The organism is Zhongshania aliphaticivorans (assembly GCF_001586255.1).
GTDB classification, from domain to species: Bacteria; Pseudomonadota; Gammaproteobacteria; order Pseudomonadales; family Spongiibacteraceae; genus Spongiibacter; species Spongiibacter aliphaticivorans.
In genome coordinates this window covers 2,717,642-2,744,608 of sequence record NZ_CP014544.1, presented here as the reverse complement: position 1 = coordinate 2,744,608, position 26,967 = coordinate 2,717,642, and the positions used below count along the sequence as shown (strand labels likewise).

Annotated in this window: 20 protein-coding genes; 8 read left to right on the top strand and 12 right to left on the bottom strand. The window is 51.5% G+C overall.

What is annotated here, in order from left to right:
* Nucleotides 1-58 precede the first annotated feature (58 nt).
* Both AZF00_RS12175 and AZF00_RS12170 read right to left on the bottom strand, forming a co-directional pair.
* Nucleotides 59-2,644 (bottom strand): TonB-dependent receptor, encoded by a 2,586-nt coding sequence (locus tag AZF00_RS12175; protein WP_008248961.1) that lies wholly within the window; start codon nucleotides 2,642-2,644, stop codon nucleotides 59-61.
* A gap of 275 nt (nucleotides 2,645-2,919) precedes the next feature.
* On the bottom strand, nucleotides 2,920-3,795 hold the full coding sequence (locus AZF00_RS12170; RefSeq protein ID WP_008248978.1) for a dihydrodipicolinate synthase family protein: 876 nt from the start codon (nucleotides 3,793-3,795) through the stop codon (nucleotides 2,920-2,922).
* 284 nt (nucleotides 3,796-4,079) lie between these two features.
* Here AZF00_RS12170 and AZF00_RS12165 point away from each other — a divergent pair, with 284 nt between their 5' ends.
* Together AZF00_RS12165 and AZF00_RS12160 are read left to right on the top strand one after the other, a co-directional pair.
* Nucleotides 4,080-4,367 carry a hypothetical protein gene (locus tag AZF00_RS12165; RefSeq protein WP_008248981.1) on the top strand — a complete coding sequence of 96 codons (288 nt, stop codon included), beginning with the start codon at nucleotides 4,080-4,082 and terminating at the stop codon, nucleotides 4,365-4,367.
* A 48-nt stretch (nucleotides 4,368-4,415) separates the two neighbouring features.
* Nucleotides 4,416-4,979, top strand: coding sequence for a CBS domain-containing protein (locus AZF00_RS12160; protein WP_008248983.1), 564 nt, complete (start codon nucleotides 4,416-4,418; stop codon nucleotides 4,977-4,979).
* 318 nt (nucleotides 4,980-5,297) lie between these two features.
* Here the strand turns inward: AZF00_RS12160 and AZF00_RS12155 are convergent, their stop codons facing one another.
* From AZF00_RS12155 to AZF00_RS12120, 8 genes are all read right to left on the bottom strand, one after another.
* Nucleotides 5,298-6,200, bottom strand: a complete 903-nt coding sequence (locus AZF00_RS12155; protein ID WP_008248984.1) for a hydroxymethylglutaryl-CoA lyase — start codon at nucleotides 6,198-6,200, stop codon at nucleotides 5,298-5,300.
* Nucleotides 6,200-8,209, bottom strand: coding sequence for an acetyl/propionyl/methylcrotonyl-CoA carboxylase subunit alpha (locus tag AZF00_RS12150; RefSeq protein WP_008248986.1), 2,010 nt, complete (start codon nucleotides 8,207-8,209; stop codon nucleotides 6,200-6,202). The genes AZF00_RS12155 and AZF00_RS12150 overlap by 1 nt, the downstream gene beginning before the upstream one ends.
* A gap of 65 nt (nucleotides 8,210-8,274) precedes the next feature.
* Nucleotides 8,275-9,882: a carboxyl transferase domain-containing protein gene (locus tag AZF00_RS12145; RefSeq protein ID WP_008248988.1), complete on the bottom strand. Its 1,608-nt coding sequence runs from the start codon at nucleotides 9,880-9,882 to the stop codon at nucleotides 8,275-8,277.
* A gap of 51 nt (nucleotides 9,883-9,933) precedes the next feature.
* Complete coding sequence (locus tag AZF00_RS12140) at nucleotides 9,934-11,103, bottom strand: isovaleryl-CoA dehydrogenase (RefSeq protein WP_008248990.1); 1,170 nt, start codon at nucleotides 11,101-11,103, stop codon at nucleotides 9,934-9,936.
* A gap of 42 nt (nucleotides 11,104-11,145) precedes the next feature.
* On the bottom strand, nucleotides 11,146-11,547 hold the full coding sequence (locus AZF00_RS12135; RefSeq protein WP_008248993.1) for a MerR family transcriptional regulator: 402 nt from the start codon (nucleotides 11,545-11,547) through the stop codon (nucleotides 11,146-11,148).
* Nucleotides 11,548-11,604: 57 nt separating this feature from the next.
* Nucleotides 11,605-12,480, bottom strand: a complete 876-nt coding sequence (locus AZF00_RS12130) for an alpha/beta fold hydrolase (RefSeq protein ID WP_008248995.1) — start codon at nucleotides 12,478-12,480, stop codon at nucleotides 11,605-11,607.
* A gap of 91 nt (nucleotides 12,481-12,571) precedes the next feature.
* Complete coding sequence (locus tag AZF00_RS12125) at nucleotides 12,572-14,878, bottom strand: TonB-dependent receptor (RefSeq protein WP_081482636.1); 2,307 nt, start codon at nucleotides 14,876-14,878, stop codon at nucleotides 12,572-12,574.
* 131 nt (nucleotides 14,879-15,009) lie between these two features.
* A complete protein-coding gene (locus tag AZF00_RS12120; RefSeq protein WP_008248998.1) occupies nucleotides 15,010-16,446 on the bottom strand; it encodes a sodium:solute symporter family protein in 1,437 nt (478 codons plus the stop codon).
* A 159-nt stretch (nucleotides 16,447-16,605) separates the two neighbouring features.
* Between AZF00_RS12120 and AZF00_RS19355 the strand changes: the two genes are divergently transcribed.
* From AZF00_RS19355 to AZF00_RS12105, 3 genes are all read left to right on the top strand, one after another.
* Entirely contained in the window at nucleotides 16,606-17,271 is a 666-nt protein-coding gene (locus AZF00_RS19355; RefSeq protein ID WP_008249000.1) for a TetR/AcrR family transcriptional regulator, read from the top strand.
* A gap of 3 nt (nucleotides 17,272-17,274) precedes the next feature.
* Nucleotides 17,275-18,048: a 3-hydroxybutyrate dehydrogenase gene (locus tag AZF00_RS19350; RefSeq protein ID WP_008249003.1), complete on the top strand. Its 774-nt coding sequence runs from the start codon at nucleotides 17,275-17,277 to the stop codon at nucleotides 18,046-18,048.
* A gap of 212 nt (nucleotides 18,049-18,260) precedes the next feature.
* Nucleotides 18,261-18,527 carry a hypothetical protein gene (locus AZF00_RS12105; protein ID WP_008249006.1) on the top strand — a complete coding sequence of 89 codons (267 nt, stop codon included), beginning with the start codon at nucleotides 18,261-18,263 and terminating at the stop codon, nucleotides 18,525-18,527.
* A gap of 590 nt (nucleotides 18,528-19,117) precedes the next feature.
* On the opposite strand, the gene AZF00_RS12100 is transcribed toward AZF00_RS12105, so the two are convergent.
* Entirely contained in the window at nucleotides 19,118-20,779 is a 1,662-nt protein-coding gene (locus AZF00_RS12100; RefSeq protein ID WP_008249008.1) for an NAD(P)/FAD-dependent oxidoreductase, read from the bottom strand.
* 103 nt (nucleotides 20,780-20,882) lie between these two features.
* Nucleotides 20,883-22,136 (bottom strand): BaiN/RdsA family NAD(P)/FAD-dependent oxidoreductase, encoded by a 1,254-nt coding sequence (locus AZF00_RS12095; RefSeq protein WP_008249014.1) that lies wholly within the window; start codon nucleotides 22,134-22,136, stop codon nucleotides 20,883-20,885.
* Between the two features lie 290 nt (nucleotides 22,137-22,426).
* Between AZF00_RS12095 and AZF00_RS12090 the strand changes: the two genes are divergently transcribed.
* From AZF00_RS12090 to AZF00_RS12080, 3 genes are all read left to right on the top strand, one after another.
* Nucleotides 22,427-24,601, top strand: coding sequence for a glutamine synthetase III family protein (locus AZF00_RS12090; protein WP_008249016.1), 2,175 nt, complete (start codon nucleotides 22,427-22,429; stop codon nucleotides 24,599-24,601).
* Nucleotides 24,602-24,940: 339 nt separating this feature from the next.
* Nucleotides 24,941-26,005 carry a 3-ketosteroid-9-alpha-monooxygenase, oxygenase component gene (locus tag AZF00_RS12085; protein WP_008249018.1) on the top strand — a complete coding sequence of 355 codons (1,065 nt, stop codon included), beginning with the start codon at nucleotides 24,941-24,943 and terminating at the stop codon, nucleotides 26,003-26,005.
* A 37-nt stretch (nucleotides 26,006-26,042) separates the two neighbouring features.
* Nucleotides 26,043-26,951, top strand: coding sequence for a VOC family protein (locus tag AZF00_RS12080; RefSeq protein ID WP_081482637.1), 909 nt, complete (start codon nucleotides 26,043-26,045; stop codon nucleotides 26,949-26,951).
* Nucleotides 26,952-26,967: the final 16 nt, after the last annotated feature.

Genomic DNA, 26,967 nt, shown 5'->3' with positions numbered 1-26,967 from the left:
GATTTTGCTTCTGCAGTAAGTAGATCGCCACAGGAGGCGACCTACTTACGCTATTTTTTTAAAACTCTTGGCGCAAATCAATGCCAAACATACGAGGTTCGCCCCAACCTTCGTTGTAAACCCCAGACGAGTCCGCTACGGCAACTACACCGATTCGGTAGCGCTCGTCACTAAGGTTTTTAACCCATGCCGAGACACTCAGATCACCTTCTGGGTTTTGCCAGCTAAGACGAGCATCCAGCAGTTGATAGGCGGGTTGACCAGCGGATTTGGCGTCGCGTTTAAAGGCGGCGTAAGACGCGGGATCGAAGCCGTAGAAAATCTCGCTTTTATAGCTAAGATCGAGTCGTGAGATAAGTGAGCCGTAGTCTCCAGACCAACTATATTGCACACCAACCGCAGCCGATTTGTCTGGCGATACCGGGAAGGTTTCGTTGCGACGGTCGACGATGTCTTGTCTGCCGAGAATAGCGCCTTGTAAGTCCAGTTCGCTGAAGTCTGTGTAGCGATAATTGTTGAGGCTTAGACTGGCGTTAATCTGTAGCTGAACACTCGGTAACCAAAGTAGTTCTAACTCGCCGCCGCGAATTTCAGATTGACCGGCGTTGCCAAATACCACCACCACGTTTTGGGCCGAGTCGGCGCCAACGGCGATGAGCTGCTGATCTTCAAAGTCCATAGCGTACACCGCGCCATTTAAACGAACGCTGCGGTCAAAGGCGTCGATCTTGAAACCGAACTCGTGGTTGGTCACCACTTCTGGTTCTACGCGCTGTAAGCCGTCAACGCCTCGAGGCTCGAAAAAGCCAGATTTGAAACCGCGGCTCCAGGTTGCGTACACCATCGCACTGTTCAGGGGGCTACTGTCTAGCCAATTGTCAGGTAGGTTGTAAGCCAATGACAGCATAGGCGTGCTTTGGCTAAAGGTTTCTTCACGCATTTCCGTGCGTTTGGAATCGGGGTCTAGCGGGTAGTCGATCAATGCGTCGCCATCTGCGTCGGTAAAAATTTGGTTGGCGAGGCCGACGGGGTCATCGAGCCAGCGCAACGGCCCCAAGTAGGGATAAAAGCCCGAGGCGCCGGGGCCAAAGACCGCAATATTGCTTGCCGCGCCAAACGGGCCGCCAGTAGTTAGCTGCTGACCAATCGCGTCCATATCCGCTTCGGTGGTGCTGAGCTCGGAGTGACGGCGCTCAGCGGTAACGCGATAACCGAGGGTGACCTCGAGTAGCTCCGTAATATCGAAAGACACTTGGGCGAATATTGCGCCAGTGCTGTTTTCCAGATCAAAATCAGATACCACCAAGGGCGCGCCGATAAAGCCAACAAGTGGAACCGTTCCGCCGGGTAGCGGTTGCGTTGGATTGGTGCTGGCGGCGATCTCGGCGAGGGTTTGGCTGTCTATGCCGCGAAAGGCATTGGAGATTGAGAAATTCTCGGTATTGCTTTCTTGCATGGCGAACAAACCTGCGGTGTAGCGTAAACGCTGCCCCATGGCGTCGCCATTCAGCTGAATTTCAAAGCTGTAAGAGCGCCGGTCGCTATCCTCAGTATTCATGTAGCTACTCCACAGCGCTGGGCCGCCGTCTGGGTCGCTGGCGTGGATGGGGCCTTCTTTTTCGCCCCTCAGGCCCAACACGGTTTTAAGATTGAGCGACTCAGATAACTGCCATTCGGCGGTTGCGGCCAGTAACAGGGTGTCTAGATCTTTGGTTAGCCGAGGCGCGTCCCCGAGGTTGGTCTTTAGGTCGCCAAGGCGCGCGCGGGAGTTAGACTCGCAGTTTTCCTTGAACGCGCGCGGGTTAGACGGATCGGTGTCGCCGCTGTGAGCAACCCAAAGGCCTTTGTAATACAGCGCATTCTCATTAGGCAGGCTACAGGTGGTGCCGGTCATCATTTCGCGAATTTTACCGAGAAAGGCTTGGGTATCGAGGGTGAAGTTTTCATCTGGTTCCCAGCGTGTTTGCAGTAACAGAGATTGGCGGTCGTTACTCGGCGTGTTCCCGCTGGGGCCGATATCTTCGAGATAGCCTGCATCTTTAGTGATATTGATGGCTGCGCGGCTATAAAAATGATCGTTGATGGGGACGTTGATACCCGCTTTTAGCCGGTTCATCGAATAGTTACCGAGTCCTAATTCGAGATAGGCGTCGTCGCTGTCATCGGGTTTAAGTAGGCTGACAACCATTGCGCCGCCGGTGGTGTTTTTACCAAATAGTGTGCCCTGGGGGCCACGTAGAACCTGAATACTGCGAATATCAACGGTATCGAGCAGTTGGCCGTCGGAGCGCGGCAAGAATAAGTCGTCAAGGTAGACGCCCACAGTGGGGTCTACCCGGGCAAAGCCGGTGCGCTCGCCAATACCACGTATATAAATCTGGTTGGCTTGGCCTTTGCGAATTTCTAAGCTGGGAACGGATTTAGTGAGTTCGCTGGTGTTGCTTATACCCCGGTCTCGAAGGTCTTCAGCGCTAATTGCACTTACGGCAATAGGGATGTCTTGCATGCTTTCACTGCGTTTTCGGGCGGTAACGAGTACTTCTTCAAGCGTGCCGCTGGCGGCGTGGAGGTCGCTGCAGTTCAGCGCGCTCAGCACTAACAGTGTGATGAAACCCTTGCCGGGTAATGCTTGTCGGCTAATCACGGTGGTAATACCTCTCTGGCGGCTGTGGCGCAACAGCCTTTTGTTATTTTTAAACGCGAGGCTATTATTACACTAAGGTGTATTTATTGCGCAATAGCTGAGCGATAAATGGCGATTATTTAATTTGGCCATGTGGCGAGAGTTTGGTCGGAAAGCCCTTAAGCTAGCTGTTTGTATGCCGGTTTTAGTGTAAACCTTATGACATGGACGTTTATTGACCACTGTGGCGGTGGGCGCTGCAGTAACAGCGCCGCTTGCTGTGTATCTAGCAATGCTTAAATTATAACTTGGGCTGTGCGCAGGGCGCGGCGTAGCTGTGCGTAGTCACTCGATTGGGGGAGGCTTGGGGGGTGTCCGCCTTCGGGTATGGAGCCCATCTCGGTCAGAGCCCATGTTACAGAGTTAGCGCTGGGGTCTGTCATTAGTGCCTGAGTCAAGGGCCGCAAACGGTCGTTAAGGCTCATGGCGAGCGCCCGGTTATTTTGTTGCGCCGCACTAATCATATCGTTAACAAGGGCGGGGGCAATGTTTCCGACCAGTGAAATACCGCCCTGATAACCGGCTAAAACCCATTGGCAGGCATCAGTGTTGTGACCGGCGTAAAGTGCAAAGCCAGATGGCAGCTCGGAAATATTAATATTGTCTTCTGGTGTCGGCTCCGATGAATCATTGATTAAGCCAATAATGCCCTCGATTTCGGCTAGCTTCGGCAGCGTGGTGGGCGATAGTAAATTGGGATGACTGAAATCATCGCGAAGAATTAACGGTAATTTCGCAAATTCCGCGAGCTCGCGTACATATTCGAACAAATCGACTTGTGATAAGCCCATCGACGTGGGTAGCGTGAGAAGACCCGCGTCGGCACCAAATTCATCCGCCGCGCGAGCAAGCTCAAAAAAGCCGTCAGGGTCTCTTGTGTCGAGGTTAGCGATTACCACAATGCGACCGTCAGATTGCCAAATTGCGCGTTTTAGTAGTTCACCGCGTTCCTCATTATTGAACTCAGAATGCTGACCCGTCGCGCTGCCAATAAGAAGCGCGGCACTGCCATTGTCTATATGCCAATCAATCAAGGTTTCCACGGTTTCGTAATCGGGTGAACCGTCGCTAGCAGTGGGGATGATTAGGTCGACAATACTGCCATTGATCATAAATGAGCTCCTTATCCTTAATATGAGATCAGCTGATAATCATCTGCGGACGCGCGTCTAGTCAGCTCAATACCGCTGAGGATTTACTTTGAATCACCCCGTAGACAAGCCTAAGAATATACTAATATAAAATATTTTTTCTACTTGAGGCCCCCCGTCTTGAATCTTATTTAGTATTGCTATGTTTTGGTGCAGAGTAGGGCAAAAATAGCGTGTATCGTCCTCAATGGACAGAATGTATGGTCGTGCTATGATGAAGGTCGCCTATGTTTTTCAGGATTCTCATGCTTCGTAGTCTGCTCATCATTGTCGTTCTTTTGCTGTGCAATAATGCACTGGCAGATCGGCATCACGTGGCAAAAAGCTACTTGGCTGGGGGCATCATTGATGCGGCGGAGTGTCGTATTAGCGCTGCCGATGATGACGACTTACCCCTAAGCCTGCCCAGTAAGTCGGCGTATATCACCTTGCCGAATTTTGCGATCAATAGCATTGTTTATCATCAGCAGGTTGACGGACCGCAACTTACCTCTGGCGCCAGCCCTATTCGCGCGCCGCCATACACTCTTTGATTCAAACATTTTTCCTGTGTTGATGTTTAAACAAAGAGAGTAAATCGAATGAAACAGTTTAGTTTATACGACGCAGATCGCGTCGATCAGTTAGTGCGTCCTGCGTATTTTGAGCAACTTAGCGGTGACTCGTCGGCGATGGTGGTGTTTACCGATTTCCGCGTCTATGAGCCCTTGGTTATTGATGGCACGACAACTGCCATAGAAACCGAAAATATGATGAAGCGCTCCCATGTAAGATTGAAACTCGTTATCGATTCCCAGGGAAGTTTTCAGGGCGTTATTGCCCTTGACGATCTCAGTAATAGTGAAGTCATTAAAAAGGTCGCCGAGGGTTATAACCGTGAAGAGCTTCAAGTAGCGGATATGATGCGCAAACGTCAGGACTTGAAAGTGTTTGACTTTCACGAGCTGGAGACAATGACCGTGTCTGACGTACTTGAGGTATTGCGGCAATATGGTCATCAGCATTGTTTAGTGGTTGAGCGTGAGCATCACCAGATTCGCGGTGTTATTTCCGCGAGCGATATTGCCCGCAAATTGAAAATGGATATTTCGATTCAGCGTCCGCCTAAATTTGCTGAGTTGTATCTTTCTTCACTGCATCGTTAGTCATAAATTGAATTAGGGGGCTTCGGCCTCCTAATTCAATTTAATAGACGTATGCCGGAGAATCTGGCTGAATTTCTCCCCACAATTGCCCTCTATGGCTCGTCGTGGTCGCAGATTTAAAGAGCGACAGATTCATTGGTCCGGCCTTTGTTGCGGGGATGGGCTCCTGCCTTCGCAGGAGCGACGAATACGTGCGGTCGAGCCTTACCTGCCCAGGGGCGATGTAACCCCTAGCGTGTAACGGTTATTGAGCCATGCCTGCGCTATTTGTGAGTGATGGATACAACAAGGCTTCTCAATGTTGGGCACCACTCTCATTTATCGGCTAGCAGCGAGGGCGACTTTTGAGCCACTTTGTCGATTTAATTTTTCACTAATGAACTGATCCGCCGCGATGAGTTTGTTGAGATCCACACCGTGCTGAATGCCCAGGCCATTGAGCATATAGACGAGGTCTTCCGTCGCAACATTGCCTGCTGCGCCTTTGGCATAGGGGCAGCCACCCAGCCCTGCAATTGAGCTGTCGATGACCGCTATGCCCCTTTGCAGTGAGGCGTAAATATTGGCTAAGGCCTGGCCGTAGGTATCGTGAAAATGCACGGCGAGTTTGTCGGCCGGTACAATTTTTAACACGGCATCTAGCATACGAGTCACCGATGCGGGTGTCCCGGTACCGACGGTATCGCCGAGGGATATTTCGTAACAGCCCATTGCCAGCAAGCGCTCGCTGACCTCTGCGACCTTTTGTGGCGAGACTTCACCGTCGTAGGGGCAACTGATAACACAAGAGATGTAGCCGCGTACCGGAATGCCCGCGGTTTTGGCTGCGCTCATTACGGGCTTGAAACGCGCAAGGCTTTCTTCAATGCTGCAATTGATATTCTTTTGGCTAAAACCTTCTGAAGCCGCCGCAAAAATGGCGACTTCATTGGCGTTTACACTGGCGGCGCGCTCAAAGCCTTTGCTATTTGGTACCAGTGCCACATAACGAACACCGGGAAGGCGGTTAATTCGGCTGAACACGTCCTCGCTACCGGCCATTTGCGGTACCCACGCTGGGTTGACAAAACTGCCGGCCTCAATAGTATTGAGACCGGCGGCGCTGAGCATATTGATTAGCTGTACACGGGTGGCGATATCAATAGGCTGCTTTTCGTTTTGCAGGCCATCGCGGGGACCTACCTCGACAATACGGACGCTGCTGGGGATATTGGTATCCATTATTCAGCGGCCTCTAACTGCAGTAATTCAGCGCCGCCGCTGACCAATTCGCCGGGTTGGTAATAAAAGGCCTTGACTGTGCCGTCGCTTGGCGCGCGGATGGTGTGTTCCATTTTCATGGCTTCCATAATCAAAAGCGGATCGCCTTTTTTCACGACACTGCCCTCGGCAGCCAAATGGCTGACTACGGTGCCGTTCATGGGCGCGACTAATTGATTTTCGGTGGCGTCGCCGCTGTTGTCGCCTAAGTCTGGACGTTTGATATTGAAGTGCACAGCGCGCTCTGCGCTGTACATGCTGTAGCCGCCATCGTGTTCAGACACGCTGACGCTCTGGCGGTGGCCGTTAATATCGGCCAGCAGCACTCGCCCCTGCAATTCACCGCTGACTGTAAATTCGGCGTCGCCGCTGCGAACCACAAAGCTGGCGTCAGAATTGGATGACTGTGCGGTGGCGCTAAGGGCAATGACTTCGTCAGCAAACTGCAGATCAAATCGATGCTGGGCAGGCTGGTTCAGGCGCCAGCTGTGGGCATTATTCCACGGCGAGTTGGCATCACTGCTGTTTGCCGCGCGCTCGGCAATGATTTGCTTTTGGCGCAGGATCAAATAGAGCGCCGCTAGGGGCAGCGTGTCGCCAAGCTGGCTGGCGGATTTACTGAATAAGCTGGCTTCGTGTTTACCAATAAAGCCGGTGTCGAAATCGGCGCTGCAAAATGCGGGGTGGCGAATCAGGGTGTAGAGAAAATCGATATTGGTGGTGACCCCGTTTAGCCGATAGTCTTTTAATGTAGTACTTAGTCGGCGCAGGGCTTGCTGGCGATTGCTGTCCCAGACAATGAGCTTGGCAATCATTGGGTCATAAAAAACACTGACTTCGTCACCTTCAATAACACCGGTGTCGATGCGCACATACTCGGATTCTGCGGGGGTTTCTAAAAAGTGTAGCTTACCAGTTTGCGGTAAAAATTCATTTTCTGGGTCTTCGGCGTAAATACGCACTTCAATGGCGTGGCCATTGATTTGCAATTCGTTTTGCTTAAGGGGCAGGGTGCCGCCAGCAGCAACGTGCAGCTGCCACTCAACCAGGTCGAGGCCGGTGATCATTTCGGTGACTGGGTGTTCAACCTGTAGGCGGGTGTTCATTTCCATAAAGTAGAAGCTGCCATCAACGTCGAGGAGAAACTCAACGGTGCCGGCGCCAATATAGTCAATGGCCTGTGCGGCGCGTACGGCGGCTTGCCCCATTTCCGCACGAAGGGTTTCGGTCATGCCCGGTGCGGGCGCTTCTTCTACCACTTTTTGGTGGCGGCGTTGGATAGAACAGTCGCGCTCGAACAAATACACCGCATTGCCGTGACTGTCGCAGAACACTTGAATTTCAATATGACGGGGCTGGGTAAGGTATTTTTCGACCAGCATGGTGTCGTCGCCAAAGCCGTTCATGGCTTCGCGCTTGGCGGCGGCTAGGGCAGAGTCAAATTCTCCTGCGCTCCATACTTGGCGCATACCTTTACCACCGCCGCCTGCGGTTGCCTTGAGCAATACGGGGTAGCCCATATCGTTGGCGGCTTTGCGAATAATCTCGGGGTCTTGGTCGTCGCCATGGTAGCCGGGCACCAGCGGAACGCCGGCCTTTTCCATGATTTGCTTGGCGGCGGATTTCGAGCCCATGGCTTCAATCGCTGGTGTAGGTGGGCCAATGAATACGATATTCTCGGCGGCGCAGCGACGGCAAAAAACGGCGTTTTCAGATAAAAATCCGTAGCCGGGGTGAATCGCTTGGGCGCCGGTTTTTTTGGCGGCAGCAATAACTTTATCAATATCTAAATAGGAGTCCCGCGCTGCGGAGCCACCAATGTGAATGGCTTCGTCGGCCATGCTCACGTGCAGGGCATTGCGGTCGGCGTCGCTGTACACCGCCACGGTGCGAACACCCATACGGCGGGCAGTTTTAATAACACGGCAGGCAATTTCGCCACGGTTAGCAATTAAAATTTTATCAAACATGTTTGCGTTTCCACTGTTTGGAATACGGAATATACGGTTGTGTCGCTTTTGGCGTGGTAGTTAATTTACATTCTGAATACGCCAAATGTGCTGTCTTCAATTGGTTTGTTCAAACTGGCCGACAAGCTCAAACCCAATACCATGCGGGTGTCGGCGGGGTCGATCACGCCGTCGTCCCACAGTCGCGCCGAGGCGTAATAGGGGTGACCTTGCTTTTCATACGTGTCGAGAATGGGCTGTTTAAAAGCCTTTTCTTCGTCTGTCGGCCAGTCTTGATTTTCACGCTCGTATTGGTCGCGTTTTATTTGCGCCATTACCCCAGCCGCTTGCTCGCCGCCCATAACGGAAATACGGGCATTGGGCCACATAAACATAAAGCGCGGGTCGTAGGCGCGGCCACACATGCCGTAGTTGCCGGCGCCGAAGGAGCCGCCGATTAAAACGGTAAGTTTGGGGACTTTGGCGCAGGCCACGGCCATCACCATTTTGGCGCCGTGCTTGGCAATACCGCCGGCTTCGTATTGCTGGCCGACCATAAAGCCGGTGATGTTTTGTAAGAAAATTAGCGGGATTTTGCGCTGGGCACACAGCTCAATAAAGTGCGTGCCTTTTTGGGCCGATTCAGAAAACAGAATGCCGTTATTGGCGACAATGCCTACCGGGTAGCCAAAAATGCGGGCGAAGCCGCAAATTAAGGTGGTGCCGTACAGTGCTTTAAATTCATCAAAGTCTGAGCCGTCAACGACGCGGGCAATAATTTCGCGCACATCATAGGGCTTGCGGCTGTCTTTGGGGATAATGCCGTAGATCTCGTCAGCGGGGTAGGCTGGCTCTTGGCTTGGAGCCACGTCTAAAGACAGGGGCTTGCGACGGTTTAAACGCTTCACTGCATTGCGCGCCAATTGCAGGGCGTGATGATCGTTTTGGGCGTAATGGTCGGCAACGCCAGAGGTGCGGCAGTGCACATCGGCGCCGCCAAGATCTTCGGCGCTGACCACTTCACCTGTTGCGGCTTTGACCAGCGGCGGTCCGGCTAAAAAGATGGTGCCTTGTTCGCGCACAATAATTGATTCGTCAGCCATGGCCGGAATATAGGCGCCACCGGCGGTGCAGCTGCCCATGACCACAGCAATTTGGGGAATGCCCATGGCTGACATATTGGCTTGATTGAAAAAGAAGCGACCAAAGTGTTCCCGGTCTGGAAAGACCTCGTCTTGGCGGGGTAAATTGGCGCCGCCGGAGTCCACCAAGTAAATACAGGGCAGGTGATTTTCCTGGGCAATGGTCTGGGCGCGCAGGTGCTTTTTAACAGTCAGCGGAAAATAACTGCCGCCTTTTACCGTGGCATCATTGGCGATCACCATGCATTCCTGCCCGCAGATTCGGCCGATACCGGTGATGATACCTCCTGCGGCAAGCTCTTCCTCATAGACTTCGTAAGCGGCCAATTGCGACAGCTCCAGGAATGGTGTGCCAACGTCCAGCAAGACGTTGATGCGCTCGCGAGGTAACAGCTTGCCGCGCTCGGTATGACGGCGCTGAGATTTTTCACCGCCACCTAAGGTGGTCGCGGCAACGATCCTTTTTAAGTCGTCGACCTGAGCTTGCATATGCGCCGCGTTTTCAGCAAAGCTGGGGTCGCGGCTATTGATATTGGATTTGAGTACGGTCATTTCCCTTGTGCCTTTTGTTCGCTGGGCGGTTATTAGTTGTGCGTAATTGATTTAAACGGTTTCTTTAAATAATTCGCGACCAATGAGCATGCGGCGAATTTCTGAGGTGCCTGCGCCAATTTCATACAGTTTGGCGTCGCGCAATAATCTGCCCGTGGGAAATTCATTGGTGTAGCCGTTGCCGCCTAAGGTTTGGATGGCCTGCAGCGCCATTTGCGTGGCTTTTTCTGCGGCGTAAAGAATGACGCCAGCGGCATCTTTACGGCTGGCTTCGCCGCGATCACAGGCCCGAGCGACGGCGTATAAATAGGCGCGGCTGGCATTGAGCTCGGTATACATATCGGCGAGCTTGCCCTGCATAAGCTGGAATTCACCAATGCTTTGGCCAAATTGTTTGCGGTCGTGAAGATAGGGTACGACCACGTCCATACAGGCTTGCATAATGCCAGTGGGGCCGCCGGACAAGACGGTGCGTTCAAAATCGAGGCCGCTCATTAAGACCTTAACGCCTTCACCTTCTTTGCCAAGAATATTCTCAGCGGGGACTTTGCAATCTTCAAAGACGAGTTCGCAGGTGTTAGAGCCGCGCATACCGAGTTTGTCGAGCTTTGGCGAGCGGCTAAAGCCGGGGTAATCGCGCTCAACAATAAACGCAGTCATGCCGCGTGGGCCTGCGTCTACATCGGTTTTGGCGTAGATCACATAGGTATTGGCGTCGGGGCCATTGGTGATCCACATTTTATTGCCGTTGAGCACATAGTGATCGCCCTGCTTTTCGGCTTTGAGTTTCATGCTCACGACATCGGAACCGGCATTGGGCTCAGACATGGCCAGCGCGCCGACGTGTTCACCAGAGCAGAGCTTGGGCAGGTATTTTTCTTTTTGAGCTTGGTTGCCGTTTTTGTAAATCTGGTTTACGCAGAGGTTGGAGTGGGCACCGTAGGAGAGGCCCACCGACGCTGAGGCGCGGCTGATTTCTTCCATGGCGATAACGTGAGCCAAATAGCCCATGTCGCTGCCGCCGAATTCTTCGCTAACGGTGATGCCGAGCAATCCCATATCGCCCATTTTGCGCCATAAGTCCATGGGAAAGGCGTTGTCTTTGTCGATGCTCTCGGCGCGGGGCGCGATTTCCGCCTGGGCAAATTGGTAGGTGGCGTCGCGCAACATGTCGATTTCTTCGCCAAGGCCAAAATTCAATGTGGGGTAGGAGTTGCTCATAAGTAGGGTGCCCTTTAATTGAGTATTTTATGTATAGCTGACTTAGCCAGTTTTACTTTGTGTGTTTTGCATTTCTGCGAGTGCCTGAACGCAGCGTTCTTCGGCGTCGTCCAGTTCGGCGAGCATGGCTTCGACGTCGCGCAATTGCTCTTTAAGCAGAACTTGGCGCTCTCGAATCTTATTGATGAGTTTGATGAGCTGGGGGCTGTTGTCGTGCTCGGGCTGGTACATCTCAATAATGTCTTTGCTGTCTTCCAGCGATAAGCCCAGGCGCTTGCCCCGAATAATTAGCTTGAGCTTAATACGGTCTGCGGCGCTGTAAATTCGGGTTTGACCCCTACGCTCAGGATTGATTAGGCCTTTTTCTTCGTAGAAGCGAATGGTGCGAGTGCTTACGTCGAAGTCTGAGGCCAAATCAGAAATGCTAAAAGTCTGCTGGGGCATAAATTAGTTGGCTTTGTGGTTGCGATTTGCCAACTTTACTTCTAGTTTACGTTAACGTCAACTGTGTTGATCTTTTGCTTTGATTTTATTTAGGAAGCAATCAATAGCCCCAAGTGCGCCTGGCTCACTGAGCAGTGGCGCATGTCCGCAGTTTGGTACTTCAATAAACTGCATGTCTGCTTGCTGATCTTGCATTTTGGCGACACAGTCCGAGCTTAAAATATCGGATAATGCGCCGCGAATTAATAATAGGGGGGTGTCGTGAATAAGCCTAAACAGTGGCCATAAATTCGCTGGGGGGGCGTCATTTTGCTGTTGTAAGAGCAGGGCAATACTCGGATCGTAGCTGAGCTCCGGTTGACCCTGGGCGTTCTCGCGGTAAATATTCTTTGTAAATTGTTGCCAGTCGTCGTCGCTAAAGTTTGGGTAGGCGTGGCCAAGCGTCGATTTGGTATTCGCTGCGGCCTCTGCCCAGTTGCGGGCTGAGTTCGGGTTGCTGACATAGGATTTAATACGATCTAAGCCCGCTTGATCGGCCTCGGGGCCGATGTCGTTGAGGGTGGCGGCCACAACGCGTTCTGGCGCCGTGGCAGCTAATACAATCGAAACCAGGCCGCCGAGGGAGGTGCCAATAAATATGGCCGAGCTCAGCTTAAGATCGTCGAGTAAGCAAATCATATCGCTGGCGTAGGTGGCGGGGTGATAATTTCTGGGGTTGCTGTCGTAATCGGAATTGCCGCGTCCGCGCAGATCAACCGCAATAATGCGATAGCGCACAGCTAAGTGCTCGCACAGCGGCGCGAAGTCGGCGGAATTGCGGGTGAGTCCCGGAATACAGATGATGGTTTGCTCGGCGTTGGCAAGGCCGTATTGGCGGGCGTAAAGACGCAGGCCGTCGCTGCTTTGATACCAGTAGTCGCTGTAATTTTGCATTGGCTATGGCTCGGAAAAAGGTGAGTCAGGGTGCTTAAAAGTAAGTTATGGGGTCTTGGTCACTACTGGCCAAGACCCTTTTAAGCTTGCTTTAAAATGCGTAGGCCAGGCTGGCGGTCCAGGTTCTTGGCGCGCCGTAAAAAGCGAGTTCACCAGAGCCGAGGTTATAACCGCCGGTTTTGTATTCCTTATCTTCAATATTTTTTACGTGCAGGCCAACTGTCCAGTGCTCGTCAGTGGAATACCAGTTGGCGCCTGCGTCGAGCAAGGTGTAAGACTTATCTTGGTCACAGCTGCACACCACATTGTTAAAGTTTCTGGAGGCGTCGCGGTAAGAAGCGGCGGTGTTAAGGGCAATGCTGCCGGCGTCACCGAGGTCGCGCTCGTAATTGATCGCGAACTGGCCGGTCCAGTCAGGCGCATTGAGCATTTCCCAGCTGTCGGACACATCTGTGCCGCCGGAAATAACCTCGGTTAGCTCGGCGTTCATGTGGCCAACAGCGAGTGAGGTGCTGATGTTACTGGTGACTTGGAATAAGGCTTCCAGTTCAGCGCCCTGGATTTCTGCGGTACCGGCGTTAACCACGTCAGAGGAGAAGAATACCGGTGCGGGTTGGGCGGTTTGTACAGTCAGCTGCATGTCGGTGTAGTCCATGCTAAACACGGTGAAATTTAGGCGCAGGCGGTCATGCCACAGCTGTGATTTTATCCCGGCTTCAAGAGTTTCAACGGTCTCAGGGTCGTAGCCCTGGGCGACATTGGGGTTGGTGGTGGCGTTGCCGCGCATATCAAAGCCGCCAGACTTAAAGCCTTCGGCGTAGCTAATATAGAGCATTACGTCGTCGTTCATGCGCCAGTCGAGTTTGATGGAGGGGCTGAGTTCGCTCCAGTTTTTATCGGCTTCTTTGTCGCTAATATCGGTGGCTATAGATAGCAGGGTATCGTTGCTGGGGGAGCCGTAGGTAAAGCTACTACCTTGGGTCTGGGTATAGGGTGAGGAATTAGTGGTGTTATAGGCGTAGCGCTTGATATTGGAGTTTTTGTCATCCTTGGTTAAGCGTAGGCCTGTGGTGAGGGTCAAATCGTCGAGAATGTCGTAGCTAATATTGAAGTAGGCGGAGCTGCTTTCGGTGTCGACGTCGCCGCCAATGGCCAGATCATAATGCTCACCATCCATATAGGGAGTGCCGCCCAAACCGTTTAACACCACATCAAAAGCGCCCGCTGAGTTACCGGTAAAGTAGTACAAGCCGGCAACCATGGCGATGCGATCAATGCTGTAATTGACTTGCAGCTCATGGGACTTTTGATCGTCGGTGTATTTGGCGGGTACGTCAAAGGCGTCGAGGGGAGTGCCGTCAAAGTCGATGAACTGCTGGGTTTCACCTTCGCGCTTAGCAAATACATATTTCAAACTAGTATTGTCGTTTAGCTGGTATTGGGCTGTGAGCGAGAAACCGCTGTTTTCGACGTTAGAGAGATGCGTTGTGCCGCAGGCGCCGTCAAAGGGATTGCTCGACCGCGTAAAAGGCTGGCCGTTGGCGGGGTGAGTTAAGGTGCTTGGGTTAGACTGCGAGCCACAGGGCTGATTGGAGTTGTCGTCGGTGCGATCGCCAGCAAGACGAATAAACAGCTCATCGCTTGGGGTGTATTCCATGCTAACGCGCGCGACTAAAACGTCTTTATTGTAATTCTCTTCACTGGCACTGTAGTTGCCAATATTAATGTCGTAACCGGTGTCGACGCTGCCGTAGCCGTCGCGTTCCATTCTGGCGATGGCGGCGCCGATATAGAGTTCATTATCAATAATGGGAAGTTGCGCTGAAATGTTCACATCTTGTTGGTCGTAAGCGCCGGTCGCGACGGTGATTTTACCCTCGGCTTCGCCAGTCATTCGGCGAGTAATGTATTTAATTGCGCCACCTACAGTGTTTTTACCGTAGAGCGTACCTTGAGGGCCGCGTAAAACTTCAATACGCTCTACGTCGAATACATCCATTACAGCGGCTTGTGGCCTGGCGTAGTAAACGTCGTCGACATAGACCCCAACGCCGGGTTCAAAGCCCCAGAGCGGATCTTGCTGGCCAACCCCGCGAATATAGGCGGTGAGGGTGGAGTTGGTGGCGCGACTAGCCCGAAACTGCGTGTTGGGCACACTCTTTTCCAGTTCTGTAATAGTGTTAATACCCTTGCTTGCCAGTTCTGTGGCAGTAAAGGCGGTGATGGAAACCGGTACTTCTTGGAGGTTTTGTTCTCGTTTTTGAGCAGTAACCAGTACTTCTTCTAAAGTTATTGCTGCGCCTTGTTGCGACCACGCTGGGTTGTGGTATGTGGCCGCCGCGCTGCTTATCGCGATTAACATAGCTATCCGCTTTTTGTCATTTCTTATATTTATCATGGGGCACCTGCGTTAGGTTTATGATTATGAATTAGTGCGGTGTAGATTTCTCAGCTTTAACTCAACAAGTGTTGAATTTGCAGTTGAGGTTATTCAACATTTGTTGAAAAGTCAATATGGCTAAAGCGAAATTATTTTTTTCTTTGGAGGAAATGGAGCAAGCCGAGTCCTGTGAGGGTGTATACGCAGGAACCAATAATCGCGTAACTGGCTGACACCGCAGGGTTGGCGACGCCGCCAAATAAGTTGAAGTAGAAGTGGCTTAGCAGCGCAATAAACGAGGCGCTAGCAATCAGTGGCAAGGGTAGCTTTTTACGTATCAGTACACCGAATAGCATTGGCACCAGAGATGCAGCCGCAAGGCCGTACACACCCTTTTGCGCGAATAATCCAATAAGTGGCGGCGGATTCCACGCTAATAGTAGACCGATGATACCCACCGCGATTAGCGTCCATCGCGACCAGGCGAGTCCGTTATTTTGGCTCTTGCTCAGTGGTGTGACAATGTCATTAACCACCATTGCTGACAGAGACACAAGAATGCCGTCTAAGGTGCTCATGCCTGCCGCGAGTAGGGTAATAAAAATAAATACTAAGGTGATTTCGCCGAGGGGGCTGCCGGTGAACTCATGTAACAAGTATTCTCTTACCACGGTGTCTTGAGTGGGGATCTCCAGGCCAGCGAGACGGGCGTAAAAGCCGACCATTAAAATTAAAGTAAAGAGGGTGCCGACAATAACGGTGGTGCCAATAAATTTACCAATGTCGGCTTCGCTGCGTAAATACAGCACCTTGGTTAAAATATGAGGCTGGAGCATTAGCGCAAAAGTAACAATAAAGCCGCCGCCAAACACCGAGAAAAAGTCGTAGTAAAGATTGCTTTCTGGATTGAGCGCGGCGCCGTAGCCTGGGCTGATGCCGCGCAAGGCGCCTAAAATATCGCCATTAAAATAGTGGAAACCTTGAATAAATAGTAACAAGGTCACGATGATCATCATGATTCCCTGCAGAGTGTTCGTATAGGCATGGGCGTAGGTGCCGCCCATTAATACGTAAGAAAATACAAACACCAGTACCACGATCAGGGCGGGCTTTTGTTCAATTGGGAATATACCCGTCATGAGCAGGCTGCAGCCAACTAAAATCAACACTACAAAGCTGATCGATAATAAATTTATAAAGGCAAAGAACAGACTAAAGCCGCGATGGTGATAGCGATGGTATATCCACTGGGGAATAGTCAGCGCCTTGCTTTCCTCGCCTAAGCGCAAAAAGCCTCGGGACAAAACAATAAACGCGGTAAGTATTCCCGCCGAGCCTGCGACGCCGTAGTGGAGGTAGGCAGACAAACCGTGGGCATAGACAAAGCCAGGGTTAATAACAAAGGTTGCCGTTGACGCGATGGAGGCGGCGAGGGTAATGCCAATGAGGTAGGGGCTCATGTCTTTATTGCCAATGGCGAAACCACTGATGTCTTTTGTGCGGCGCATCCCTATCCAAGAGAGTCCATAAACCAGTATCACGTAAGCGCCAGTCAGCACATATTTAAAGACTTCTGCCGAATTCATGTAATATCCGTCTTGTATTTTAATTATTCGTGAGCCACTATATTCAACGCTTGTTGAAAAAACAAGCGCGGCTTTTAAAACAGATTTATTTGCAGGCCAGTGGCGTAAGACACGTCGTTTCAAATAGACCGAATTGTCGCTGGTGCTTGGGGTGTAACAATGAATAAAAAAGACAGCGGGCTAAAAAGCGAGCGCATTCTTGATGTGGCGGAAGAGCTGTTTGCCCTGCATGGCTTCGATGGCGTAACCATGCGCCAGATTTCGACGGGCGCCAATGTCGATGTTGCGCTGGCCAGTTATCACTTTGGTAAGAAGCTGGATTTGTTCTACGCGGTGTTTCATCGCCGCGCAGAGTTATTGGGCAATACCCGTCGCGAAGTCCTACGCAATAGCCTGCAAGCTGCCAGCGGTCAGCCGCAAACCTTGGAGCAAATTATCGAGGCTTTTCTCTTGCCATTGAAATTTGCGCAGGAGAGCGGCGACCCCGGTTGGAAAAATTACATGGCGCTATTGGCTTATGTAATGACCTCGCCGGTTTGGAGCAAAACCTTGATGAAGGATAACTTTGATAAGCATGTCGGCGAGTTTATTGAGGCATTGAAAGTAATTTTTCCTAAGGCGCGGGAAGCGGATCTGCACTGGTGTTACCACTATGTGTCTGGCGCCCTTGCATTAACCTTGGCCCAAACCGGGCGAATTGATCGCCTGTCTGGGGGTAAGTGCCAGTCTTCCGATTTTGAAACAGCGTATCAACGCATGATCCCCTTCATGGCAGCGGGTTTTAGGGCTGTGTGCGGTAAAGAGACAATAATTAAAAACAGGTGAGCAATGAGAAAGAGAACCGCGTTAGTCACTGGCGCCGCCAGTGGTATAGGCTTGGCGATATGCAGTGATTTAGCCCAGCGAGGCTATGCAGTGTGGCTGAGTGATAGCCAGTATGAGGCGGCGGAGGGCGCTGCAAAAAACTTGCGGGGTCAAGGCTTTGCTGTAAACGCCTTAAAGCTTGATGTAACGAGCGAAACGGATATAGCGCAGGCGGTGGCGAGTCTTGAGGCCGCCGGTGGCTATGCCGATATATTGGTGAATAACGCCGGTATTCAACATGTGGCTAGGCTAGAAGACTTTCCGGTAGATCGCTGGAAACTAATCACGGAAATCTTGCTTATTGGCCCTGCAATGCTCAGTCGCGCCCTGCTGCCCTTAATGCGTCGCCATAATTTTGGCCGCATCATTAATGTCGGTTCCATTCACTCCTTGGTGGCATCTCCCCACAAAAGCGCCTATGTTGCAGCCAAGCATGGTTTGCTGGGCTTTTCTAAAGTTGTGGCGCTGGAAACCGCAGATCAAAACATCACCATTAACACGCTGTGCCCTTCCTATGTAAAAACGCCGCTTGTCGAGCGTCAAATTGCCAGCCAGGCCAAGGTTCACGGTATTTCCGAAGCCGACGTCATCAACAAAATCATGCTTGAGCCAATGCCTAAAAAGAGTTTTATTGAAATGGATGAGCTAAGCGGCGCGGTAAATTACCTTATTAGTGATGCTGCGAGAAATATGACTGGCCAAGAGTTGGTCTTGGATGGCGGGTGGACTGTGAAGTAGCTATCTGTGTTAAGGGCTGAATAGCGATGTTAACGTCGTGACGCGAATATCATGCCACCTCAGATCACACCGTTTAGTGACGGTGACAAGATAATTGCCCTAGAAATGCGCTATACTGGTCGATCCAACTCCCGTTTTATTGATAACAGAGTTAATCAGCTCGCAAGGGTGGACACTTTGTCGCATATTAGCTTTGTAAGGATCCTATTGTAATGCAAGATAAAATCACCCTAATACTCGATTATCTGAACGAAAATCAGACCCGTTGCAGCAATAGTGCCGCAGCTAAAGCATTAGGTATTACCGCCCCTGAATTAAAGAAGCTGTTGGGTACGCGCAGACCTGAAACCTCTTGGCTCGTTAACGCCGGAACAGGCGAGCCTGCAGGTTATTCTGATGAAGAAAAACACGATGAGCTTTACCGTGTTAGCCGTATTATTAAATCTGCAGAAGTGCTGACACGGAATTTAGATTTATAAAAAGAGCGTCGCTAGGAGTCTTTCACGGCGCCTACAGCTCGCAGTGGCTCGCGATGGCTTTCCAGGAAAATTTGAAATCGTCGAGCTGCTTAGTGTAAATGGCGTAGACAAAAGCCAATTAATTTTTCGTCGTTGTGTGCCGCGATATTACCGAAGCCACGGCTTTGCGTAATTGGGTGGCGACGATAGCAGGCAATATCCGCTGTAATCTGCACCGCACGCTCAAACATTTATGCCGCACTACGCCGCAGAGATGGACTCCTGCCTTCGCAGGAGTGACGATATAGTCACGCCCAGGATCCACGTGCGAGTCATACCTGCGTAGGCAGGTATTTATTCGCAATGTCTAAGCTTTGTCGAGTTTGAATACTACTGTTCAATTCACGTGATACAGCGTTGCAGCGATTCTAATTTTTGTGAGGCTACGAATTTATTCGTGCGTCGCGGCGCCCCCCTAAAATACGCTTGTGCACCGGTAAGAATTCGACGCTGCCGATAAAATAGCGTGTGAGGAGGCCTGTATAGGCTTTGTCGTCACCGAGGGAGCGGTTCACCGCTTGCGCGCAAGTCGACGCGGTTGACAGGCTGCCTTAGCGCCCGTCTGGGATAGCGATGTCTAAGCCCAGCAAATCAATCGCGACCGCTTCCGCAACCTTGATGCCGTCGATCCCCGCCGACAAAATTCCCCCCGCATAACCTGCGCCTTCACCAGCAGGGTAGAGGCCTTTGGTATTGAGGTTTTGGTAGTCGCGGCCGCGTTTAATGCAGATTGGCGACGATGTGCGGGTTTCAATGCCGGTGAGAATCGCGTCGTTCATGGCAAACCCCTTGATCTGTTTGTCAAAGGCTGGAATGGCTTCGCGAATAGCGGCATTGGCAAAATCGGGCAGGGCGAGGCTTAAATCGCCGAGGCTCACGCCGGGTTTGTAGGAAGGAATGACTTTGCCCAATTCGGTAGAGGGCGTGTTGCGTAGATAATCGCCCACCAGTTGAGCGGGCGCATTATAGTTTTCGCCGCCCAATTGATAGGCTAAGCGTTCGAGCTTGCGTTGCAAGTCGATGCCCGCCAGTACGTGCTCGGGATAGTCTTTGTCAGGTTCAATGCCCACCACAATCGCAGAGTTGGCATTGCGTTCGTTGCGGGAGTATTGCGACATGCCGTTGGTAACCACGCGGCCTTCTTCCGATGTGGCGGCAACCACGGTGCCGCCGGGGCACATGCAAAAGCTGTAGACGCTGCGGCCATTTTTACAGTGATGAACCAACTTGTAATCGGCGGCCCCAAGTATAGGGTTGCCAGCGTTGTCGCCAAAGCGGGCGGCGTCGATTACCGATTGCGGGTGTTCAATACGAAAGCCAATGGAGAAAGGCTTGGCTTCAAGGTAAACCCCCTGCGCTAAGAGCATTTCAAAGGTGTCGCGGGCGCTGTGACCCACTGCCAAAATAATGTGGCGGCTGGCGAGGTGACTGCCGTCGGCAAGCGTGACGCCGCTGACTTGGCCTAACTCACCATCGCTTGTCTCGCGATGTAGGGCTTCTACCTTGCTATTAAAGCGAATCTCGCCGCCCAGGCGGGTGATCTCGGCGCGGATATTTTCCACCATTTTGACGAGCTTGAATGTGCCTATATGGGGCTTGCTGACCATCAGGATTTCTTCTGGCGCGCCAGCCTTAACAAACTCGGTCATTACCTTGCGACCGAGAAAGCGGCGATCTTTAACTTGGCTATAAAGCTTGCCGTCTGAGAACGTGCCTGCGCCGCCTTCGCCGTATTGCACATTCGACTCGGTGTTGAGCTTGCGTTCCCGCCACAGTCCCCAGGTGTCTTTGGTGCGCTGGCGCACATCCTGACCGCGATCAAGCACAATCGGTTTTAAGCCCATTTGCGCTAGGACTAACGCTGCCAAAATTCCGCAGGGGCCAAAGCCAATCACAATGGGCCGCTGTTGCTCGGGGCCAGGAAAGTTGCTGGGGGCATGACCCACAAAGTGATATTGGGTGTCGGGGCTGGGGCCGATAAAGGATTTGCCAGAAAACTGGGCCAAGACGCGTTGCTCGGCGGCCGGGCTAAGCTCAATGTCTAATAAATAGATAAGTAGGATGTTGTGCTTTTTTCTGGCGTCGTAGCTGCGCTTGAATATATGGAGGCGGAGTAGTTCATGTTCCGCCACAGCCAGCTTATTGAGTACGGCGCTGCGTAGTTCGGTGTCATTGTGGTGTAGGGGCAGTTTGATGTCGGTGAGTCTGAGCATGAACGCAGTGTATTTCCGGTTTTGTCTTTAAGCGCGGGATTTTATCACGATTGTGGGTTTGACGTGCTTGAGCAATGGCTCAAACTTAATTACGTGCAATGAATTAACAAACGAGGCCAGCGCTATACCCTGATGACCACGCCCACTGGAAGTTGAAACCACCTAAATGACCGGTCACGTCCAATACTTCACCAATAAAATACAGGCCAGCTTGGGATTTCACTTCCATGGTTTTGGAGCTGATCGCATCTGTATCTACGCCGCCGCGGGTGACTTCGGCGGTGCGATAGCCTTCTGTTGCCGAGGGCTTGAGCCGCCAAGTGTGAAGTTTTTCGGCAATGGCTGAAAGCTGTTTGTCGCTGTAGCCGGCGAGAGCCTGGTCGGCGCTATCAGCCCACCAGAGGGTTTGCAGTTCTGTTACCAAGCTTTTAGATAGCTTTTGTGCAAGCACCGTGCGCAATAAGCTTTTACCTTGCTGCTGCTTTGCGCTGAGTAGCCAGTCTGCGGCGTTGATGCTGGGCAGTAGATCGATGACTATTTCGTTGCCGGGGTGCCAGTAATTAGAGATTTGCAGTATCGCGGGGCCACTGATGCCGCGATGGGTAAAGAGCAGGTTTTCGGAGAAACTACGTTGATTACAGCTCACCTCGACTTCTAGTGCGAGCCCCGAAAGGCGCTCACATAGAGGCTTCATTGCATCGCTGAACATAAAGGGCACCAAGCCTGCTTGGCGTTCAGTGAGGGCAATACCGAATTGATTCGCAATGTCGTAGCCTAAACCACTACCGCCGAGGCTGGGGATGGATAGCGCGCCGGTGGCGACGACAAGTGAGTGGCACTCGAGCTTTAATGGCGTTTGGCCTTGGTGTAGGGCGATTTGATAACGGCTGCGTCGGTCCTCGGGCTGATGCTTGTCGGAGTGGGCACGTTCGGGCAGTGGCGATATTTTATCGATGCTGCAGTGACTGCGGATTTCTGCACCAGCATGCGCGCATTCATCCAACAGCATATTAAGGATGTCTTTGGCGGAATCAAGGCAAAATAATTGGCTGTGCTTGCGCTCTTCATAGGGGATGCCGTAACGCTCGACCATGCTGATAAAGTCCCACTGGGTGTAGCGGGTAAGTGCGGCCTTGCAAAAATGGGGGTTGGCAGAGATAAAGTTGTCGGCTTCTACAAAGTGGTTGGTGAAATTGCAGCGTCCGCCGCCGGACATCAGGATTTTTTTGCCGACTTTATTGGCTTTTTCTAAGACTAATACCCGTCGGCCACGCTGGGCAGCAGTCAGCGCACACATTAAGCCCGATGCGCCTGCACCAAGAATGATCACGTCGAAGTGGTTGGAGGCAAATTGCACGGCAGCGGTGTCACTTTTATAGAGGGTATTTTGGCGCGCAGTATAGCGGGAAATAAGGCAGCGGGCATAACTGTGGCCTAGGCTGCTATTGTCTGGCTAGTATTTGCGGCCACTAGCGCTATACTGCGCCGGTTACAGCGCTGGCCTATTAATTTTTTATCAATTTAGTCGGAATTGCGCTAAGCTGGTGCAATTATTGCTAGCACAACGGCAGTCATTTCAGTTTCTGAATCTCAGTCAGCTCAAGTGATACCCATTACTTAAATATTCTATAAGGCGAGGTCACCTTAATGAGTCGCAATCAAGCGCGCGTTCAAGCTATTTCCCAGATTACTAATCGTACGCCTAAAGCCGTTACGATGCCTGAGCCACTCAGTAAAATCTGGGCAAGCGATGTTTTCAATCTTGCAAAGATGGAGCAGTGTCTTTCTAAGAATGCTTTTAAAGCAGTGAAAAAGACCGTGCAAACCGGCGCACCGCTTGATGCGGCGACGGCAGATGTAGTTGCCGCGGCTATGAAAGACTGGGCGACCGGCAAAGGTGTTAAGTTTTTCTCGCATATTTTTTACCCGATGACCAACGCCACGGCTGAAAAGCACGACGGCTTTATTATTACCAACTCTGAAGGTCATGCGATCACCGAGTTTACCGGCAGCTTGTTGATTAAGGGTGAGCCCGATGGCTCCTCTTTCCCCAACGGCAGCTTGCGGATGACCAATGCGGCGCGTGGTTACACAGCGTGGGATCCAACGAGCCCAGCGTATATCATGCACACCGAAAACGGCTCTACCTTGATGATTCCAAGCGTATTTATGAGCTGGACCGGTGAAGCATTAGACAAGAAAATCCCTTTGCTTCGCTCTAACTCGGCCTTGGATAAGGCCGGTCAGCGCGTGTTGGCGCTGATGGGCGAAACGGAAATCGCGACCTTGAATTCCAGCTGTGGTGCTGAGCAGGAATACTTCCTGATCGACGCTAACTTCGCCGCTAGTCGCCCTGATCTGAGCATGGCAGGCCGCACCTTATTTGGCGCTTCACCTGCTAAAGGTCAGCAGTTTGACGACCACTATTTCGCTGCAATCCCTGAGCGTGTCCAGGTTTTCATGCAGGACTTGGAAGACAAGCTTTATAAGCTGGGCATTCCGGCAAAAACGCACCATAACGAGGTGGCACCCGGTCAGTTTGAAATCGCGCCCTATTATGAGGCAGCGAACATCGCTTCTGATCATCAGCAAATGCTGATGACCCTGTTAAAACTGACTGCTAAGCGTCATGGCTTTGTATGTTTACTGCACGAAAAGCCCTTTGCTGGCGTAAACGGCTCAGGTAAGCACGTAAACTGGTCGGTTGGTAACGCAACTCAGGGTAATTTGCTGGATCCAGGCAGCACGCCACACGACAATATTAACTTCCTGCTCTTTTGTGGTGCAGTAATTCGCGGGGTGCACCTTTATGGACCACTTTTGCGTGCCGTTATCGCTTCTGCGTCGAACGATCACCGTTTGGGTGCCAACGAAGCACCTCCAGCGATCCTTTCTGTTTACTTGGGTGACCAGCTTGAGCGTGTTTTTAATGACATCAAAGAAGGTAAGTTACTGAAGTCAGAAGTGGGTGGCCTTATGGATCTGGGTTTGAGTCAGATTCTGAAGTTTGAGCGCGATCCTGGTGACCGTAACCGCACTTCGCCATTTGCCTTCACCGGTAACCGTTTTGAGTTCCGTGCTGTGGGTTCTTCTGCCTCGGTTTCGGGTCCCTTGGTTGCTATGAATACCATGCTGGCCGACTCACTGAACTGGATTGCGGATCAGTTAGAGACTGAATTAGCTGCGGGTACCAATGTCGCTGAAGCGGCGATCAAAGTACTTAAAGTGCTGATGGAAAAACACAGCAATGTTATTTTTGGTGGCGACGGTTACTCTGCTGAATGGCACCGCGCTGCAGTAGAAGATCGTGGCTTGAAAAATCTGCCAACGACCGCTGATGCGCTACCGTACTTGCGTGACGAGGCGATTGTTAAGCTGTTCTCAAGCACCGGTGTATTCACGCCTGTTGAGCTAGAAAGCCGCTTCGAAGTTTACTCAGAGCAGTACCTGCTAGCGATTGAGGTAGAGGGTAAGTTAGTGGTTGATATGGCCACAACGAGTATTTACCCCGCGGCTGTCGAGTACCTGTCGCAGCTGACGACCACCAGCACTGCAATGTCGTCCTTGGGTATCAAACTAGATAACAGTGTGGCGACCGCAGTAGCGAATGAAGCCAATGCCATGATGGCTGCAGTAGCGACGTTGAATGCCGCTTTGGCTGTTCATGACTTTGAGTCAACTGAGGCGCATATGCAGTATGCGGCGGGCACTTTGCGCAGCTTAATGTTAGAAGTGCGCGAGCATGCTGACGCCCTTGAGGGCTTGGTTGCAGATGATCTTTGGCCGCTGCCTAAATATGCCGAAATGCTGTTTGTGAGATAAGTGTTTCCGTCACTGCGGTGGCGGTTTTACACTGATAAAAAGCCCTCGTACGAGGGCTTTTTTGTATCTGGCGTTTGGGCCGCTTTACTTTAATAATTTAGGTGTGCGAATAATGTGTCGCAGAGTATGCGCGCATTCGTCGCATCTGAGCCATTTTGCCGGGAGATTCTAAACACTTCTATTTAGCGGCGATTTATTATGAAAATAATTATAAAAAACAGATGATTACAGTGATTTCTCAGGTCGTCTAAACGGAGGATGGTGCGGCGTGGGGGCATGTGTGAGAATTTTTCACCATGCTAAGTCCATTGCGATCAGAGTTTAATCAGGAGAATTACCATGAGTCAGCCAGCGCCAGTGTCGCGTCAGCCGCATATTATTGAAGCGGCAGAATTACCTGACCGCTATGCGCGTGGTTGGTATTGCCTCGGCTTGGCCAGTGAATATACCAGCACACCCGTTAAGCTCAACTATTTTGGCACGCGTTTGGTTGCCTATCGCGGTGAAGATGGCGAAATGCATGTGCTAGACGGCTATTGCCCGCATATGGGGGCAGACCTGAGCGAAGGTTGTGTCGAGGGTAATTCGATCCGCTGCCCATTCCATGCTTGGCGCTGGGGTGCTGACGGCGTCTGTGATGATATTCCCTACGCTAAGCGTATACCTGCCAAGGCCGTGATTCGCTCATACCCCACCTTGGAAGAAAATCACTTGCTGTTTATGTGGTTTGATCCTGAAGGGAATCCGCCGATCGAAGAACAGCGCCCGCCGCGTATTGATGACGTATTCAGCGACGAGTGGACAATTTGGCAAATGGATGTGATGAGCATTAATACTAATGCGCGTGAGCTGATTGATAATATGGCTGACGTCGCCCATTTTGGCCCAATACATGGCGCGCCAATTAAAGAGTTTAAAAATATTGTTTACAAACACACCTACTGCCAGCAGTTAACCGGTGGTTCTGAGTTGCTAGCTGAAGATGGTGAATTGCAGTCAGAGGCGACTTACCACGGCCCCGCGTATATGAACACGTATATGACTGGGCAGGTCGAGGGTATGGAGGTCGCGTCACGTTTGCTAGTGACGCATGTGCCGATTGATCTGAATAGTTTTGATTTGCGGTTTGGTGTTGCCGTGAAGAAAATTGCGGGCATGAGCGATGAACAAAATAATGAAATGGCGCGCCAGTATACGGAGCAGAATCGCACGGCCTTCTTTCAAGATGTACATATATGGCATACCAAAACGCGAGTCGACAATCCGGTACTGTGTGATGGCGATGGCCCGATAAATCGCCTACGTCAGTGGTATCAACAGTTTTACGTTAATGTTGCTGACGTGCCGGAAGTATTTGCCGAGCGTCGTGAATATGTGGTGGATTACGCGCTGCGCAATACCTAAACAGCGTGGCTCGCCAGCTTTGATAATAAAGGAATAAATGATGGATGTTCGCAGCTTAGGTTATGTTGTTATTGAATCGACTAATCCCTCGGAATGGCTGGATTACGGTACAAATATACTGGGGTTGATGAACGTGCCGAGTGACGACGGTAGCGTCTACCTTAAGATGGATCAGCGGCCTTATCGCTTTGCCATAGTGAAAGCGGAACAAAACCGCCTTCGTTACTGCGGTTGGGAGCTAGCCGACGAAGCCGGCTTTAAACAAGCAAAGGAAGAATTGCAGGCCGCGGGTATTGAATTCACTGAAGGATCTGCTGCCCGTGCCAAATCGCGTCGCGTGCGCGGTTTAATTCAGTTGCAAGACCCCTCCGGCAACGAGCTAGAGTTGTATTGGGGTGGCGAGCTGGATTACGGCAAGTTTATTTCACCCCAGGGAATCTCTGGCTTTGAAACAGGCTTTAACGGTGATATGGGCTTTGGTCATGCCGTATTGCCAGCGTCCAAGCTGGCTGAGACCCACGCTTTTTACACCGACGTTTTGGGTTTTGGCGACAGCGATTACATGCATTTTCACTTTTCGCCTGACCCGAACGATCCGGGTCAAGGCTTGAATTTTATGCATGTTAATAATCCGCGTCACCACAGCTTAGCGCTATATGAAGATGCGGCGAACCCAGTTGCTTGTGTGCATTTGATGCTCGAAGTTACTGACGTAGACGAAGTTGGGTATTGTCTTGATCGCGTTCAGGCAGCCGGTATCCCGATAGTGTCTAGCTTAGGCCGACACACCAACGACAATATGCTGTCCTTTTATATGGCGACGCCTGCTGGGTTTGCAATGGAATTCGGCACCGACGGTCTACAAATGAATTGGGAAGGCTTTACGCCAACGGTAACGAGCTTGCCGAGTTTGTGGGGTCACAAATTTAATATGCCCGACGCTTAAACCACAAGTATTAAGG